At 47.7% G+C, this 16718-nt stretch carries 17 protein-coding genes; all 17 read right to left on the reverse strand.

What is annotated here, in order from left to right; translation table 11 throughout:
- Positions 1-7: 7 nt before the first annotated feature.
- Positions 8-1177 (reverse strand): polysaccharide pyruvyl transferase family protein, encoded by a 1170-nt coding sequence (locus tag FGS84_RS16230; protein WP_171042653.1) that lies wholly within the window; start codon positions 1175-1177, stop codon positions 8-10.
- Positions 1174-2289 carry an O-antigen ligase family protein gene (locus FGS84_RS16235; RefSeq protein WP_171042654.1) on the reverse strand — a complete coding sequence of 372 codons (1116 nt, stop codon included), beginning with the start codon at positions 2287-2289 and terminating at the stop codon, positions 1174-1176. The genes FGS84_RS16230 and FGS84_RS16235 overlap by 4 nt, the downstream gene beginning before the upstream one ends.
- Positions 2290-2395: 106 nt before the next feature.
- Entirely contained in the window at positions 2396-3466 is a 1071-nt protein-coding gene (locus tag FGS84_RS16240; protein ID WP_138309583.1) for a glycosyltransferase, read from the reverse strand.
- On the reverse strand, positions 3454-4533 hold the full coding sequence (locus FGS84_RS16245; RefSeq protein WP_138309584.1) for a hypothetical protein: 1080 nt from the start codon (positions 4531-4533) through the stop codon (positions 3454-3456). The genes FGS84_RS16240 and FGS84_RS16245 overlap by 13 nt, the downstream gene beginning before the upstream one ends.
- Complete coding sequence (locus FGS84_RS16250) at positions 4523-5806, reverse strand: ATP-grasp domain-containing protein (protein WP_138309585.1); 1284 nt, start codon at positions 5804-5806, stop codon at positions 4523-4525. The genes FGS84_RS16245 and FGS84_RS16250 overlap by 11 nt, the downstream gene beginning before the upstream one ends.
- Positions 5807-5819: 13 nt before the next feature.
- Positions 5820-6539 carry a sugar transferase gene (locus tag FGS84_RS16255; protein WP_279232817.1) on the reverse strand — a complete coding sequence of 240 codons (720 nt, stop codon included), beginning with the start codon at positions 6537-6539 and terminating at the stop codon, positions 5820-5822.
- Complete coding sequence (locus FGS84_RS16260; RefSeq protein WP_138309586.1) at positions 6523-7746, reverse strand: aminotransferase class I/II-fold pyridoxal phosphate-dependent enzyme; 1224 nt, start codon at positions 7744-7746, stop codon at positions 6523-6525. Before FGS84_RS16260 ends, FGS84_RS16255 begins: the two co-directional genes overlap by 17 nt.
- A 47-nt stretch (positions 7747-7793) precedes the next feature.
- On the reverse strand, positions 7794-8378 hold the full coding sequence (gene loaP, locus FGS84_RS16265) for an antiterminator LoaP (RefSeq protein ID WP_138309587.1): 585 nt from the start codon (positions 8376-8378) through the stop codon (positions 7794-7796).
- A 72-nt stretch (positions 8379-8450) separates the two neighbouring features.
- Positions 8451-10415 (reverse strand): nucleoside-diphosphate sugar epimerase/dehydratase, encoded by a 1965-nt coding sequence (locus tag FGS84_RS16270; protein WP_171042657.1) that lies wholly within the window; start codon positions 10413-10415, stop codon positions 8451-8453.
- 95 nt (positions 10416-10510) lie between these two features.
- Entirely contained in the window at positions 10511-11182 is a 672-nt protein-coding gene (locus tag FGS84_RS16275; RefSeq protein ID WP_138309588.1) for a hypothetical protein, read from the reverse strand.
- Between the two features lie 88 nt (positions 11183-11270).
- Entirely contained in the window at positions 11271-12326 is a 1056-nt protein-coding gene (locus tag FGS84_RS16280; protein WP_138309589.1) for an LCP family protein, read from the reverse strand.
- Between the two features lie 29 nt (positions 12327-12355).
- On the reverse strand, positions 12356-13066 hold the full coding sequence (locus FGS84_RS16285) for a CpsD/CapB family tyrosine-protein kinase (RefSeq protein ID WP_138309590.1): 711 nt from the start codon (positions 13064-13066) through the stop codon (positions 12356-12358).
- Positions 13051-13872 (reverse strand): Wzz/FepE/Etk N-terminal domain-containing protein, encoded by an 822-nt coding sequence (locus tag FGS84_RS16290; RefSeq protein ID WP_347563844.1) that lies wholly within the window; start codon positions 13870-13872, stop codon positions 13051-13053. The genes FGS84_RS16285 and FGS84_RS16290 overlap by 16 nt, the downstream gene beginning before the upstream one ends.
- Before the next feature lie 13 nt (positions 13873-13885).
- Positions 13886-14617 (reverse strand): CpsB/CapC family capsule biosynthesis tyrosine phosphatase, encoded by a 732-nt coding sequence (locus FGS84_RS16295; RefSeq protein WP_138309592.1) that lies wholly within the window; start codon positions 14615-14617, stop codon positions 13886-13888.
- Positions 14583-15128 (reverse strand): hypothetical protein, encoded by a 546-nt coding sequence (locus tag FGS84_RS16300; protein ID WP_138309593.1) that lies wholly within the window; start codon positions 15126-15128, stop codon positions 14583-14585. Before FGS84_RS16300 ends, FGS84_RS16295 begins: the two co-directional genes overlap by 35 nt.
- Before the next feature lie 360 nt (positions 15129-15488).
- Complete coding sequence (locus tag FGS84_RS16305; RefSeq protein ID WP_347563845.1) at positions 15489-16421, reverse strand: tyrosine-type recombinase/integrase; 933 nt, start codon at positions 16419-16421, stop codon at positions 15489-15491.
- On the reverse strand, positions 16342-16713 hold the full coding sequence (locus FGS84_RS30910) for a hypothetical protein (RefSeq protein WP_171042648.1): 372 nt from the start codon (positions 16711-16713) through the stop codon (positions 16342-16344). The genes FGS84_RS16305 and FGS84_RS30910 overlap by 80 nt, the downstream gene beginning before the upstream one ends.
- Positions 16714-16718: the final 5 nt, after the last annotated feature.

The following is a 16718-nucleotide window of genomic DNA, read 5'->3' on the forward strand; positions in this document are numbered from 1 at the left end:
ATCTGTCTTATAACTGCCTGCTGCCGGTTCCACTGTCAAAAACATTCTGCAGATAACCCCTGGACCGGGTTCTTTGGTTTTCCAATATTGATTCTAAATCCGGGTTGGAAAACGGCTCAATCCTGATACAGTTCCCGTCCGGAGACTGGCTGTCCAGCAGTTGCGTCATCCTCAGGTACTCAAGCATGCGGTTATTCCTGTTGGAATGACGGCCCTTCATCTGCAGCGAATACATTTCTTTGTTGAATATGGTTGAAAACACGGTTGCATGGAATGAATTGGTAAACACTACCTCTGAATGAATCAGAAGCTTCAGGAATTCCAGCGGTCCGGCTGCGGTCCGGGCAAAGGCGTCAAATCCTTTCATTTTAGCGTATTTCGGGACCAGCCTTGGGTTTAACAGCCTTATTCCCCTTTTTCTGGATTCCTTCAGCGCAAATGCCTGGAGCTCCTGCTGCTCTACCACCGGATAATAGAAAGCGTACGGTTCCGGCGGGCAGACATCCTCTGCCTGTTCTGCGGCCCTGAGCCAGTCCTCCCTCTCCGGCAGAATCACCGGGTCCGCAACCACACGGCACTCCCGCCCTGACAGAAATTCAATCAGTTCCCGGTTATTGTCTTCACGGATTGACAGGTACCTGATTCCGGCCAGTTTACCGCGTATGATTGCTGCAGTTTCTTCATCCACCATATTTGAAGGCATTCCCAGGCTGGGGGCATAGGCTGCCGTGATTTTGTCTCCGCCTGCAAAATCAAGAAAAAAGGCACCGTCCAAATCCGTAATGGTCCGGTTCCATATCTGGTCGCTTCCGCACACAAACGCATCATACCTGTCATTGAGCCTGACAAGTTCAGGGCTGTCGCAAAAAACCTGATGGGGAGACTCAAACAGCGGTTCATGGAATTCATTAAACCTTTTCCTGACCTGCTGATAATGCTTATCCGTATGAAACAGGAAATTGCTGCCTATCCGCTTTATATTATGTCCGGCTGAGGCCAGCGAGTTCCAGCTGCCAAGCTGTGTATATCCCCTCATTCTTTCTTCCACTTTTCTGGTGCGGTAGTCAATTAAATACGCACCATGTCCCATATCCCGCAATACCTTTACCAGGGCAAAGGCCTGTAAAGATGCCCCGTAATTCTGGCCGTTATGGACCGTGATAATCCCTATCCTCATCTCTCCTCCTTCACCGGCTGACAAAAGAAAACTGTGCCGTTGCGCTTTGACATGTTGGAAACCATTTTCATAAAGAACATGGGCATCCAAAAGGTCAGGTTTGAATATCCTGTCAGGAAAAAGAGGGGCAGAAAAAATGCTGTCATCAGCAAAAACACTAAAGGGAAACATTCCCGCTGTATCCTCAGCATGTCAATATACATCCAGACAGCAATGACGCCCCCTGCAATCCCCTGGTCGGCCAGCAATTCGATAAAGCAGTTATGTACGGCATTTCCAATGATATTCCAGGAATATGCAGATGCCGCACCAATACCGCTTCCCAGAAAGGGATGGCCGGTAAAGCCTCTGAGTCCGGCTGCCCATAGCCTGATGCGCACATCGGTGCCGTATCCTTCAAAGCCTGTCATTCTGGTAAAGACAGGCAGATTGCGGAAAAAGAAATAGAAACCCATAGTAAATACGCCTAACAGAACCAGGAGTCCTGCTTTGCGCATCAGATTACCATCCTTTAAAATCACCCTGGCAAGCACAAGGGCGCATATACAGAGAATGGTGAGAAAGCTGCCTCTTGAGCCCATGATAAATACTGCAATGACCGTGGATGCACAGTAAATCAGCCGGCGGCTCCGCTCTTTGTCTGAAAAAAACACACCGTATATGTTGACTGCAAACGGAGGCATAAGATACGCCGACAGGTAATTCTGGTCCTTATAAAAGGTTGCAAACTTAATGGAAGCCCTGCCGTAGGAATCCACACCAAACCCAGCTATATATCCTGCAATAACAATCAGGCTCAGGACAAATGCAAATTTTATATAAAATGAGATAATCCTATTTAATGTGACGCTGCTTATATTTACCCCTGGTACAAATGCAAACATGACAATACAGAATACAACATGGAAGATTCGTGACTGGGTAAAATGGATGATGTCCGAAGTGCAGGTCGACAGGACGGCAAAAAAGGCCATGGCCGCGGCCTGTATATAGTGTTTTATCTCTACATCCCTGGGCAGCGCCAATGCCGTAAGAAGCAGAATACAGGCCGGGATGATTGTCTTTTCAAGTATTGCTCCAAACTCATAGTTATTAATGATGTAACAGAACAAAAAAATGCAAAACGCATATTGGAACAAGCACTCCCTGACAGATACGATGTGACAGGCTTTTTTCCGTTTTATTTTAATTACCATTTATCGCGTGCCTTCTTTCCATCTATCTGTTTTTACCGGATTGTGTCAGCCTGTTTTCATTCAGCTTTCTCAGCCGTTCGGCCAGGCCATAGCATTTTAATCTCAGCAGCACATATTTTATTTTTGCGTTTCTTCCCAGGTCAGACACTTTAACCCTCTCAAATACATGCAAATAAGGCTCCTGCCTGAAATACTCCGCACATTCCCTTCTGCGTGCAAAATACGGTGCCGTATTCTGACTGTTAAAGAAGTAGAGCTTAATGGCCAACAGCATTGACGTCAGGACTCTTAAATACAGCTTGCCGGTGAAATCTTCCGACTTATTATACTGTTCTGCAAAGCGGAACAGCTCCGACAGGTACATGTCCTGTTCCTTTTTGGCATTGGGCCTGTACCGGTTGACAATGCTGCCTTCTGTATAACGGTAGTGATATATTGCTTTGGATGCATATTCTACACAGGATGCCGCCTCAACCGCATACATATAGAAAATACTGTCCTCGTCATACGGAACAATGGGAAACAGCAGACCGCTGCTGCGGATAAATTCTGAGGCATACATTTTTCCCCAGGCAGAGCTGATGGTCATTCCCCTCCTGTTTCCATGTTTTTCATGGTGGATGGTGCAGCATTTACCCTGCAGATATTCCCGTTCACCGTAATCCGTAAACCTGGTTCCATCGGCAAAATGCGGAACACATTGCACCTGGCCTGAAGGATACTCGCGGAAACCGGAATAGATATAGATATCTGCTTTCTCCTCCTGATGACTGATTCTGTTCATAAACTCCTCACAGTAGTCCTTTTCAATCCAGTCATCACCGTCCACAAACGTTATCCATGGGGAGGTTGCAGCAGCAATACCCGCATTCCGCGCATCGGACAGGCCGCCGTTTTTTTTATGTATCACAATCACTCTGTTATCGTTTTTTTTGTATTCATCGCATATTTTTCCGCAGTCATCCGGTGAACCGTCATCAACCAATATTACCTCGATATCAGAAAAAGACTGTCCGAGTATACTGTTTATGCACTGATGCATGTAATCATATGGCACCTTATAAAAAGGAACCACAAAGCTTATCTTTGCCATTGTATATTTACCTTATCCCCAAGTGTTGTCTCAAAATCCAGAACCAGTCCAAGCTGCCTTTCCATATCCTGTACGCAGTAGCGCTGGTCACAGATAAGAGATAATTCATTTTCATAAATTTCCCTTGTCATTGTGTGTGCCGTATGACACAGGGGCCAATGCACCGGAGCGTAAACCCGGTTCTCAATGAGATACTGTTTTAATTGGCTGCGCATACCGCCCTTGATTAAAACAGGAACAAAAAGCGGGACATCCTGCGCCTGTACGGACGGAAATATGGGACGGGCTATCCGGCTCTCTGCAAGATGGGCTGTCAGCCATTTTGCGTTCTCACGCCTCTGCCCCGCGCCGTCCTGCAGTAAGGCTGCGGCGCAAAGAGATTCACTGTCCGCACCGTAGCCCGCAAAATCCTTCTCAAGCAGCAGCTCCGCTTCATGAAATACTTCTAAAAACAAGGTTTTGTCATCGGTTTCCCGTTTCATATACTGTTCCTTGATTTTATAGCCCTTTTTTCTCAATTCCATATATGGAATACATTCTGGCATATCACCCTTCCCCGTAAATGTCCCTGCATGTTTACAGGCAAATCCGGCGCCGGCAACCGGCCCCCATTTGCGGAAGCTTGCATAGGTGTAGTCTGGTTCATGGTATGCTGGTTTTGACAAAAGCGAGTGCGTCACGTCGTGAATGTGTACTGCATCAGGCAGAATACATCTGTCTCCCTGGTAGCCGAAATAATCCGCGGTCAGCAGTATATCACATGGATGTCCCTTATCCACCAGGCTTCTCAGCCCCTTGCCGGCTGTAACCGGATAAAACGCAACCTGAATGCCGTGCATTAAAAAAGGCTCAATCATTGTATGGCAGCAATAGTCCGGCAGATATGCAGTCCTGCATGGGCGCTCCTCCACGATATCCTCAATCACCGCATACAGCGCTGTGCGTCCCGACATATAAAACCGAATGTCTCCCTTATTACGTAGCCATAACGGCAATCCGGCCTGTCCATGGGTTACGGCCTGTCCATGGGTGCTTCTCCAGTATTCGCTGCCTATCTCATCTCTCATAGCCTGTCAACCTGTCCGTATCAAAGGGCGTCAGCAGCATATTCCTGCCCTCCCTGTCCTCAATCACAGTATTGGCCTGGATGAAATGTATCAGGTCAATGATTTCAGGCATTGTCCCTGCTGAAAACTTGACAAGCATTGCTTTCTGGCCATTTGTCCCGTTTTCCTCCACCACAGAGCCTGCTTGCTTCAAAAGGCATATATCATCCATTTCCGCCCTTCCCGTTAAGGGGGTGTAGTCCACTTTGCCCACGGTTCCTCCGTGGAGATACATGCACAGTGTACAGGCATACTGGCCAAAAACCGGGTTATCCTTTTCCGGATTGTCACCCATTGACCCGGTCAGGGAGTAGGAGATAAGCATTTTCATAAAGTCAATACCGTTATATTTCCGTATAACCTTGAAATCATCATTGCCGTTTACCCTGTAGCCCATTTCAAAAGCCTTAATACCGTCACTGTCCGCAATGAACTGGAAGTTTGCAATGCCGTTCCTGGCGCCAATTCCCCTCAGCAGGTCTTTAATCCCTTTATCCACTGTTTTTAAATACAGGTCATAATATTTAGACGGCGTGAGGGCCACGTCGCAGAGCCGGGAGGTTCCGCCCTGCTCCCCTGAGATATACTTATCGTTCAGACAGGAAAGACTGATACAACCGTCTGCAAATGTGTAAACAGCACTCAGCTCGGTCCCTTTCAGATACTCCTCCACAATCACCCCGCCGGACCGCGATAAACCGGCAGCCAGCGCAACAGCTGCATCCAGCTGCGCCTGGTCTTTACATATGGATATGCCCTTTCTTCCCCCGCTGTCAGACGGCTTGACAATGACAGGATACTTAATCATGGCCTTTTCCTGTGGCGTCATGGGCAGCGAGCGGCAGTACTCCCGCGGTGTCATGATTCCGTACTCCCTGCACAGCCTTTTAAATAACCGCTTATTCCTTGTTATTCCAATCTGTTCTTCTGTTGCGTAAAAGGGGCTTCCTATGGCCTGGGATATCTTACAGGCCGCCATAACCCGTTCTTCGCTGTAGCCGGCAATCACACCATCGATTCCCTCTTCCATGCATCTTCCTGCAACAGCCTGCGTGTCGGTATAATCCATATCCCAGGCATCATCCGCCATACCCTTGGCAGGACTGATACTCCAGTCAGTATACTTATCGCAGCAAACCACATACACGCCCATGTCCTTTGCCGCCTTTACAAATGCAATATCGTTGGCATCACTGCTGATTACCAAAAGCCTTTTTTGACTCAAGCTTTCCATCCATGTTCCCCTTTCAGACCTTCGGTGCGTCCTCTGCGGCTGCTCTGCATTCCTTAGCCTTGTTCATATCCGCCCGTACAATATAAAGGCTGGCCGTCGTCTGGTCATCCTGTATAATGTCACTGCGCAGGATAACCTTCACCACAGTCAGCAGAACAACCTTCAAATCAAACATAAATGTCATGTTTTTTACATAGTCAATGTCATACCTGAATTTTTCATCCCACGATATGGCGTTCCTTCCATTCACCTGGGCCCACCCTGTGAGTCCCGGACGGACATCATGCCTCATCTGCTCGCTCTCGTAAAAATACGGCCTGTACTTGGTGGGAAGGGGCCTTGGTCCTACAATACTCAGGTCCCCTTTAAGGATATTCCACGCAGAAGGCAGTTCATCCAGACTGGTACTGCGCAGAAAACGTCCAAATCCGGTCAGCCGCTCAGGTCCCGGCAAAAGTACTCCCCTTTCATCCACCTCATTGGTCATGGTCCTGAATTTATATATCATGACAGGCTTCCCCTGTTTTCCGATTCGTTCAGTGGCGAACAAAACAGGCCTGCCCATTTTAAACCTTACCAGAAGCGCCAGAATCCCATACAGCCAGCAAAATACCGCCAGGGCAGCTGATGTCAGTACGATGTCCAGCAAACGCTTCATATATGTTCTGTAAAAACCATGCTTTCTGCCTGGCTGTACGGCTTGTTCCTGCTTATTGTCACCTGTCTTGTCCATGTGCGCATCCACCTTGCTGAAACAGATTTTTTATCAAACGGCAAACCCGGTCCAAATCCCCATCTGTCATTTTTGTATCGCTGGGAAGGCAGACACCTCTCCTGAATAATGTACCTGCAACACTGTCGTCCGCCCATCTTTCTTTATCCGTGATGCAAAGAGGTTCCTCACAGTCTGTTATGAAAGCCTTGTCCCGGAACACGGGCTGCAGGTGCATTGGCTTCCACAGGGGTCTTGACTCCACATTGTCGTCTGCAAGCGCATCCATTATCTGTTCCGGTGTGATGTCCGTTCTCTTTTCATCCACCTGGATACAGGTCAGCCAGCAATTGCTGCTGGTTCCCTCCGGTATGGGCATGAAGCTGACGGCCTCTATATCCTGCAGCGCCTGCTTATAATAGGAATAAATGTACTGCTTTTTTTCCACCCTGTCCTTCAGTACCTTCAGCTGTCCCCTGCCTATGCCTGCCACAATATTGCTCATACGGTAGTTATATCCTATCTCCTTGTGCTGATAGTGTCTGGCCTGTTCCCGCGCCTGCGTGGCCCAAAACCGAACCCTGGCCGCCTGTTCTCTGGCCTGTTCCGGGTCATCCATGCTGCACACCAGCATTCCCCCGCCTGAGGTTGTTATGATTTTATTCCCATTAAAACTAAAAATCCCGTAGTCCCCAAAGGTACCGGTCCATTTTCCATGATAGAGTGTCCCCAGAGATTCCGCGGCATCCTCAATAACTGCAACCCCTCTCTCCCTGCACTGCTTCATGATTTCATCCAGCTTTGCGCTCAATCCATATAAATGGACTATAATAACGGCTTTGACCTGGGGATATATCTGAAACGCCCTGGCAAGTGCTGACGGCGAAATATTCCATGTCTCGTAATCACTGTCAATAAATACAGGAACCGCCCCCTGATATATGACTGGATTTACAGTTGCGGCAAAGGTGAGGGTGGGACAAAATACAATATCCCCCGGGCCTGCCCCCGCTGCCTTTAATGCCATATGCATGGCTGCTGTCCCGGATGATAATGCAGCTGCATCCTTTGCCCCTGTCACAGCAGCAAATTCCTTTTCAAATTCATTTACATTGTTTCCCAAAGGAGCTATCCAGTTCGTATCAAACGCTTCTTTTATATATGCCTGTTCATAACCTTCATCGCTCATGTGGGGTGACGAAAGATATATCCTTTGTTTCCCGCTCATTTCTCTGCCCTCGTATTTCTATTAAAAATGCAATCATTCCGGTTGTTCTATACTATTTTTTTTACAATTTCCAAACCGAGCCTGATATCCAGCTTCCTTCCAAACATCTCCATCTGAACCACGGCTATCCTTTTATGCCGGTCAATGAACCGGATTTGTCCTGCCATCTCTTTCATGGGGCCTTCCGTGATGATTATCCGGTCGCCCGCTATGTAACCCCTTGACATTGCGGTTATATGTTCCCTGCTTCCCATGGCTGCAAGTAACTCTGTCTCTTCCTCCTTCAGCGGAATGAACTCCACACCGTTTCCCAAAATCTTTGTCAGTCTGGGAACGTGCTTCAATTCCTCATACAAAGCATTCACTTTGTCTGTTATGAGAAAAATATAGCCCGGAAACATAATTGGGTATTCCTGATGCCACTGCGCCTGGTAGCGCCTCATTCTTTCGTACCTTGGAATGAAACAGTCTGTCAGTACGCTCTGATTCATCACGGACTTGCAGAGCCGGGCCGTAATGCACTCGCTCCCTGTCCTTACCTGTACCGCATACCATTTCTGTCTGCTGCCGGATGGGCAGGCTCCGCCATCCTCATGTAAAGCACTGTCATCATTTGTCCTGCAGTCTTTCATGAAGTTCTTCCTTTCATATAACAGGCATCCAAACAGAATGCGCAATGGCGACAATCCTGCATGAATGCCCTTTTATGGTTTTGTTACGCTCCCATCGCACGCAAATATGCTGCATACGGCCATTCTCTGGTGAAGCAGCAGCCGGTCGGCTGCCGGTGAATCACTTCCAGGCTCTATTCCAACAGCAGCTTCCTGGGCTGCCGTCCTGGAATCATCTGTCTTATAATGATATTCAGGTACCAATTCATGCACAATCCGGCGTACATCACCTGTTTCGTTCCATGCCGCCTCTCCCAGCCTCCGAAGCGCCCGTTCAAACCTGTCATAGTCCATCTCAATGGGCCTTCCAATAAATATCCGGTCATTCCCAGTCTTCTGAAGTCCTTCCTCATCCATGAGTAATTCTTCATACAGCTTTTCACCAGGCCTCAGCCCGGTAAAGGAAATTTCTATGTCCCTGTACGGCTCATATCCGGACAAGCGGATTAAATTCTCAGCCATATCCAATATCCTGACAGGCTTTCCCATATTCAGGACAAAGATTTCCCCGCCCTTTGCATAGGCCCCGGCCTGTATCACCAGACTGACTGCCTCGGGAATCGTCATAAAATACCGTATGATGTCCCTGTGGGTTACTGTCACCGGTCCTCCGTTCTCAATCTGCTGTTTAAAAAGCGGTATCACGCTGCCGTTGCTGCCCAGCACATTTCCAAACCGGACCGCCACAAATTCAGTCCCGCTTTTCTGGTTGCACATCTGTACCACCATCTCACAAAGCCGTTTGCTTGCGCCCATGATATTGGTTGGATTTACTGCCTTGTCCGTGGAAATAAGGATAAACCGCCTGACTCCGTACCGGATGGCTGTCTTGGCTGTCTTATATGTCCCCATCACATTGTTCTTGATGGCTTCATTGGGGCTGTCCTCCATCAGCGGTACATGCTTATGGGCTGCTGCGTGGTAGACAATATCCGGCCGGTATGTACGGAACAGGTAATCCAGGCGGTTTGTATTGCGCACAGAACCTATCAGCACCACAAGATTCAGCTGGGGATGCTCCCGTTTCAGTTCCTGCTGGATTTCATATGCGTTATTTTCATATATATCAAATATAATCAGCTGCTTTACTTTATGGCCTGCCAGCTGTCTGCACAGCTCACTGCCAATGGATCCGCCTCCGCCTGTTACCAGTACAACCTTATCCTTCACATACCCCATGATTTCATCCAGATTAACCCTGACAGGCTCCCGGCCCAGAAGGTCTTCTATCTCCACTTTGCGCAGTCTGGATATACTCACCTCGCCGTTCATAAGCTGGTATACTCCCGGCAGGGTCTTTACCTGGCAGCCGGTTTTCTGGCATAGGTTCAGGATGCTTTGGATTTCTTCCGGCGCAGCCGTGGGAATAGCAACAAAAATCGCATCAATTCTCTTTTCTCTGACAAGCTCCGGTATATCATTCCTGGTGCCGCAGACCCTTACCCCGTCAATGACACGGCCTTGTTTACCCCTGTCGTCATCTACAATACATACCGGCAGGTTATGAATTTTTTCACTGGCCTTCATCTCACGGATAATCAGGGTCCCGGCTTTCCCTCCCCCAACAACCATGACCCGGGTAATGGTTCCTTTTTCATTTACCCGGTTCAGCCTGTTTATGATTCGTTGAACCACCTGATAACTGGTACGCCCGCACATAGCGGCCGCCGTCATCAGTACAAACCACAGCACATAGTAACTTCTTGGCATCTGTATGCCGAACAGGAGGATTCCTGCGGTCTGAAACAGAGCGGCAGCCAGGCACGCCATGGCTGCCTCCATCATTTCACGTATTCCGGCAGCTCCCCACATAATGGCATAAAGGCGTCCCGCATAAAACACTGCAGAGACAACAGCCATCTGTAAAAGGCAGTATTTCCATACCTCCCCTGCATATCTGACAGGAATGGAGCTGAGATTCAAATCAAATCTCAGCCCCAGGGCAAGATAGGCGCAAATCCACACCATCGCCATATCATATCCCCAAAGAATCCACATCCTTGCCAGTCTGCTGCAGGGCAGGTATTTCTCTAAAACAAATCTGTCTTTACCCTTCAATTTCATCCCCACCCTTTGTACCGCCATTTAAGACTCTACCGCTTGTAAATAACTGAAAACGTACCTGAGTTAGGAACTTCAAACCATATCATCTTGGAGCCAATGTCAACCTTGTTGGGTTTTATCACCTTCCAGGTTCCTGTCATGTTGTCGTAGAAAAGAACTTCAATGTCGCCTAATCCATCCACCATATTGGGAATATAAAGAGGCACTTCCACCGCCCCTGTCTTCTCTGCATTGGTTGCAGCATCTTTTGTTACAATTGCATGGGTTCCCACCAGGGCATTGTATCCTGTCAGGTCCACATCCGGAACAGCCTCGTTTAAAGGACGTCCGCTGTTAATGCCATTGATGGCGCTGACCACTGACTCAGGAAGACCTGCAACAGCGTTTCCGCTGTCCTGTACAAATTCCAGAGCCGTGTTTCCCACAACAGCCTGTCCTCTGCTGTTTGTCTCCACCTGTGCTCCTGATGATGTCTGCCCAACTCCAATCTGGACCACATTATTTCCCTGTCCTGATTTTGTGGCAGATGTACTGCTTGTGGTGGTGCCTGTTTTTACTCCCGAGTCGTAGCTGCTGCCGTCACTGCTGCTGCCGCTGTTGATTACCGGGTCTGTCCCTGCGCTGCCGGCTGCATATGTGCACACAGCCTGGGATGCTGCAAGCGCAGTAGTTAATACAATTGTTGCGATTTTTTTTCTCATGGTTCCCGCCCTTCCTTTCTTGGTGTAACTTATGTTTTTTATGATAAGTATCTGTTACAATACTTATTATCCTGTGAGTGATATACGGCTATTCTTCCAGCCGGTAAAACATATCGAGTATGATTGTCTGTACCTGCTCCTTGTCAGGATGGTACTCGTCGTAAATGGATGTCTCCACAGCCTCCCCCGGAAGGGTCAGCATATCGGCTCCTGCCAGGTCCTGGCCGCTTCCCAGAAAAGCCAAAGCCATATCCATATACTGGTCCTTGGCCATATCCGTAATCATGTACGGCTCCAGGTCCTTTAAGAGCCGCGGAACAAAACCTTCATCCCTTCCGGCCTTTATCCGGGCCGCTTTCAGGAACCCCTGTATGTATGTTTTCTGGCGTTCCGTCCTGGTCAGTGCGCTCTGGGGCTGATTGATATCCCTGTAACGGATAAATGCCTCCGCCTGTTTTCCGTCAAGCGTAATTATTTTGCCCGGGGTAAAATCCGGATTGGCTTTTTCCAGTCCGTCTTCATCCATTACAACCGTGACGCCTCCCACCCCATCGTTCATAAGAGGCAGGGCCGACATGCTGACGGCCATATAACCGTCAATGCCCAGGCCTCCCAGCAGGCTGCTTACAGCTTCCGTCATATACCTGCAGCTCTTTTCCCTGCCATCCCCGTACGCATATCCCAGTGTAAGATGCTGGATACCCTGGCCCAGAACATTTCCGCTTAAATCGGTCAGGGTTATCTCTGTCATAGTATCCCTTGGTATCACAAGAATGCTGACACGGTTTCTGGCTGTATCCTGTGCCACCAGAAAAATACCATCCGCCTGGCCGCCCGAGCCCGGAACCATGGATTCATCCAGCGGTCCCTTCCGGTCAATTCCCAGGCATAATATTGCTTTAACATATGTATTGCGCCGGTAACCCCTTCCCTGATACACGATTCTGTCCCTGGCATCCGCGGAAACAGCCCCTGTCTGCTCCAGACGCCACTGCGCCGCTTCTTCTGCGGAAGCGTTCTTCTCTTTATATAAACGGCAGGTCTGATAGATAAAACATCCTGCCAGAATTATCCCCGCAATCATGACTGCTTTTCTCCAGTTACGTTTACGCTCCAGCCTTTTTCCGTAACGGTGCTGATTCATATCACATTCCACCTAATCTTCTTCACATCCTAAACCATTTCACCCCCCCCCCCATAATATTTACCATATGTCTTGCCGTAATACTTTTTGTAATACCCTTTTTCATATCCGGCCTTAACTCGGTTCAGCACGGTTCCCAATATACGGCATCCGCTTTTTTCCAGCTGCGATTTTACTTTCTGGACCAGGCGGTAACTGATAGTACCGCTTTCCACAACAATGACAGCCCCGTCGCAGTGGCTGGCTATAATGGCTCCGTCTATAACGCTCCCCATGGGAGGCGTGTCGATTATGATATAGTCGTAATTATTCCTGGACTTCTCCAACATATCTTTGAATAATGTGTCCTCCAGAAGTTCGGCCGGGTCCGGAGAATAGGGTCCGGCCAGTATCATGTCCAGATTCTCGGTATCCGTGTGGTAGAGCACCTTGTCCAGTGGCTTCTGGCCGCTCAGATACTGGGACAATCCATTGGGATTTCCTTTAATCTCATATCGCTTTACAAGTACGGATTTGCGGATATCCCCGTCCACCAGAAGTACTTTCTTTCCAATAGACCCAAAGGACGAGGCAAGGGCAAAGGTTATTTCACTTTTCCCCTCGTCCGGCAGCGAACTTGTAAACATGATGACCTTCAGACTGCTGCCGCAAAACTGGATGTTGGTACGCAGGGTTTTGATGGCTTCCTCGTAGTGATAATCCTTTTTCTCCGAATTTTTTAACTTTAGTGTCTGTTCCACCTTTTCACACCGCCTTTTCCGTTATTCTTCCCGTCCGCCTTTTGCTTCCTGCTGTTTTTCTTCCTTGAATTCTCTTCCTTCCTGTGTTCCTCTGCCATCTCGCTGTTGTCCGGCACAGAAGCTAATACGCTCATCCCCAGGTACCGGGCCACGTCTTCCTCGGAACGCACGGTATCGTTCATGATGACCTGCAGGGCTATAAGGCCGCAGGCCAGAACAGCCAGGGCCATTCCCCCTATGGCTGCATTCCTCTTTACACTTGGGGAGGACGGCTCGTCAGCCACCACGCCCTGCTCTATGATTTTAGGAGGTATCATTTCCATGATGTCGCCTATGTAATCGGAAGATGCCTTTGCAATCTCATCCACAATCGCCTTCGCCCTTACCGGGTCCGTATCCGCTACAGACATGTTCAGGATTCTGGTGTCCGCGGGATTAGTGATGCGGACCATTTCCTTTAGCTCATCATACGTGAATATCAATCCCTGTTTCTCAATCACCTGCTCCAATACAGGCCGGCTGGTAATCATGACGCTGTAATCCTTAGTCAGCTGGCTTCCTATCTGGAGGTCCGCCAGGGACGTCAGCGTTGTCTCCTTGGACAGCACATATACCATGGACGTGGATGTATAAACAGGGTTTATAATAAACTTGCTGAACAGGCCGGCTGCCAGGCATCCCGCCACAGCTGCCAATATAATCAGCCAGGCTTTTTTCTTAAATGTAAACAGCAGTTCCATCACGTCTATTTCAATATCATTTTCATCCTCATACAAATTCTTTTCCATTGCAGTTACCTTTTCCATACGTTTTCTTTTGTCACAGCATCCTGTCCGCTAATATATGTTCCGGATTTTCCAGGGCAATCCGGACTGCTGCCTCCCTTCCCATGTGGCGTTCCATCCACAAAATCGTGTCCTCTATATCCGGAGGCCGGATTGTTACATTGTGCATATCCGTAGCAATAAAATGAATCACTCCATTCTTCAGCTTTCGTTTACACCATCGGACCTTTTCATCCGTATACTTACCCTTCAGGCTTCTGGAATTCATCTGCAGATACGCCCCGCAGTCCACCAGTTCTTCGGCCAGCCCGTCCTTTGCAAGGCATTTGTACCGTTCAGCATGGGCAACCACCGGAAAGTAGGATGCCTGCACCAGCTGCCGTACCGCCCTCTCAATCCTGCTGAAACTGTCCATGGGCTCGAATTCCACCAGCACATATCTGCTCTCTGCCAGAGTCAGGGCCTTTCCCCTGTCCAGATACTCCGGGAGATTTTCAAAATACATGACTTCCTGCCCCAGGCTGACATGGTAATCCTTTGATATGGCGCCTGCCCTTTTGTTCAGATGCATGCATATATGCTTTAATAAATCCGTATCTTCCCAGCGCCTGTAATGAGGAGTGGCTATGATATGCCTGACTCCCTGCTTATAGGCCATGTTCAGAAGTACAACAGCCTCCTCCCAGCTGCCTGCCCCATCATCAACCCCCGGAAGTATATGCGCATGTATATCAATCCAGCCCTTGTCTAAAGCCATTGTACCCATTCAGTTCCTCTTTCAGATATTCATGCATGACACGTATGACATCCATTCCGCTGCGGAAGCTGACGCTTCCCTTATAATTCTTAAGGATGCCCTGTATGCTGGAATTACGCCTTGCGTATACCCTTATGGAAAACAATCTCTTTTTGCTGACTGTACAGAGGTCACTGAGGTTGTACCTGGCCGGCTGCAGCTTTTCCGGCCTTGTCACAACCATATTCCCATCCGCCTCCCCCATCGTCCGGGGCGTCCTGCTCAAATGCCGGTATTCATTGCATTTGGATGGGTAAGCAGCTGCATCCATTATGGCTTCTATCAGAACCAGCAAATTATCCAGGCCCCTGAAAAAAAAGGGGTCCTCATAGTAAAATGTCTGTAAATATCCCCTGACTATCCCCTGGCTGCATCCCTCAATGACAATAAACATGGTAGCCGTTTGTTCCGGATACCTTCCCCCATCTCTCAGGATGTCATCCTCTGCAATAATCAGGTCTTTCAGCTCTTCAGCATCCATATAACCTTCCTTTCCCTGCATAGATATGCGTTATTTCCGAAGAACAATGCCAGTCCAAATTCCAGGCCGCTGGTGTGTACCTCAGAATAACCATTCTGCGGTACCTCAATTTATGGAAAGACCACAGAATAACCATTCTGCGGTACACTGTGTGCAATGATTTGTAAGGGATTTTATATTTAGGGAGATTATTTAAAAAACAACTGTCTTTACTGATAATAGAATGCAAAATTATGACATGCGTAAGTGGCCGGCTGACAATTATGTTCATTTCCGGCCTTGTTGCAGTAGAAAAAAAAGAGATATGTATATTGACTCTGTCTGCGTTTTGTTATAAAATACAAATAATGTATGGACCCATCAATAAATATACAGGCATGACACCACAGAATGGTTATTCTGTGGTTTTTGTATTTCTATCCCAATCTTCATTCTGTTCATTATTTTTTCGTATTGTTTGATGCTTCCTGCAACATAAATCCGCGTAGTTTCTATGGACGAATGCCCCAGAACGTCTGCCAGGTGTGCTAGATTTTTTTCAATAGAATAAAAACTCTTTGCGAAAAGATGTCTGAAATTATGGGGGAAAACTTTGGAAGATTCGACTCTTGCGTCCTTGCACAATCGCTTCAGGGCATGACAAACATTGCTTCTGTCCAGATTTCTTCCGGTTCTTGTGCGGAATACATATCCGCTTTTTATATTTAATGCTTTTATATATTCCTTAAGTCTTTTTACTAATTTCTTAGGAAAAATAATGACTCTGTATTTCCCCTTCATGCAGATTTCCGCATTCCCATGATTGATTGCCTCCACCGTAACATAGGACAGCTCACTGATTCTGATGCCTGTGCCGTACAGTACCAGCATCAGATGATATAGCTGTGTTTTTCCCTGGCGCCTGGCTGTCTCCAGAAGTCTTCTGTAATCACTTTCATTCAGCTCCCGTTTTTCATCCAAATATGACCGCTTCTGAACTTTTAAAAACTTAATCCTGTATTCCTCCAAATCCATGAATTTCAGGAATGCATTTACTGCTGAAAGCTTGCCGTTTACAGTCTGCGCCCTGCATTTGGCGCTTATATCCTGCCGATATTGAATGAGCAGGTCTTTATTTATTTCTGAATCTCCCATATACGCCATCATCTCACTCACATCATGCAGGTATTTACTTATTGTAGCTTCAGCCTTTTCCTCATATCTTAAATAATTTTCAAATTGCTGCAACACTGCTGCCTTGTCCATCCACGCCTCCGTCTGATAAATTAAATTGTCTGCAACCAACTGTTCCATACTGCTTCCATTCACAATTACTAAAATTAGTTTCCCTATTGAAAATTGTTTCTATACAAGATATGGTGGAGTCTGCTCTGTTTCTTTCCCTTGATGACAATATTAAAAGGGGTTTTTCATGATATGACAAGGTGGGGGCATGGGATATTTTACAAAAAATAGAAGAAAATGGATTTATCAGAGTTATATGGTCCAAAAGAAGAGCGCTCTGCTCCCGCAGAACGCCCTTATAGTTTAACGATTCAATTCCGTCATAATTTGGATACCTGTCTGGATATCCATACCGCATCAAATTTC

The organism is Clostridium sp. 1001271st1 H5, assembly GCF_005845215.1.
GTDB lineage: Bacteria > Bacillota > Clostridia > Lachnospirales > Lachnospiraceae > Enterocloster.

Excerpts from the sequence above, each read along its gene's own strand:
- FGS84_RS16240 (WP_138309583.1), bottom strand. The coding sequence starts at position 3,466 with ATGGCAAAGATAAGCTTTGTGGTTCCTTTTTATAAGGTGCCATATGAT.
- FGS84_RS16275 (WP_138309588.1), bottom strand. The coding sequence starts at position 11,182 with ATGAGAAAAAAAATCGCAACAATTGTATTAACTACTGCGCTTGCAGCA.
- FGS84_RS16245 (WP_138309584.1), bottom strand. The coding sequence starts at position 4,533 with ATGAGAGATGAGATAGGCAGCGAATACTGGAGAAGCACCCATGGACAG.
- FGS84_RS16280 (WP_138309589.1), bottom strand. The coding sequence starts at position 12,326 with ATGAATCAGCACCGTTACGGAAAAAGGCTGGAGCGTAAACGTAACTGG.
- FGS84_RS16260 (WP_138309586.1), bottom strand. The coding sequence starts at position 7,746 with ATGAGCGGGAAACAAAGGATATATCTTTCGTCACCCCACATGAGCGAT.
- FGS84_RS16250 (WP_138309585.1), bottom strand. The coding sequence starts at position 5,806 with ATGGAAAGCTTGAGTCAAAAAAGGCTTTTGGTAATCAGCAGTGATGCC.
- FGS84_RS16255 (WP_279232817.1), bottom strand. The coding sequence starts at position 6,539 with ATGGACAAGACAGGTGACAATAAGCAGGAACAAGCCGTACAGCCAGGC.
- FGS84_RS16230 (WP_171042653.1), bottom strand. The coding sequence starts at position 1,177 with ATGAGGATAGGGATTATCACGGTCCATAACGGCCAGAATTACGGGGCA.
- FGS84_RS16300 (WP_138309593.1), bottom strand. The coding sequence starts at position 15,128 with ATGGATGCTGAAGAGCTGAAAGACCTGATTATTGCAGAGGATGACATC.
- FGS84_RS16305 (WP_347563845.1), bottom strand. The coding sequence starts at position 16,421 with ATGGAACAGTTGGTTGCAGACAATTTAATTTATCAGACGGAGGCGTGG.
- FGS84_RS16270 (WP_171042657.1), bottom strand. The coding sequence starts at position 10,415 with ATGTGGATTCTTTGGGGATATGATATGGCGATGGTGTGGATTTGCGCC.
- FGS84_RS16295 (WP_138309592.1), bottom strand. The coding sequence starts at position 14,617 with ATGGGTACAATGGCTTTAGACAAGGGCTGGATTGATATACATGCGCAT.
- loaP (WP_138309587.1), bottom strand. The coding sequence starts at position 8,378 with ATGAAAGACTGCAGGACAAATGATGACAGTGCTTTACATGAGGATGGC.
- FGS84_RS16290 (WP_347563844.1), bottom strand. The coding sequence starts at position 13,872 with ATGGAAAAGGTAACTGCAATGGAAAAGAATTTGTATGAGGATGAAAAT.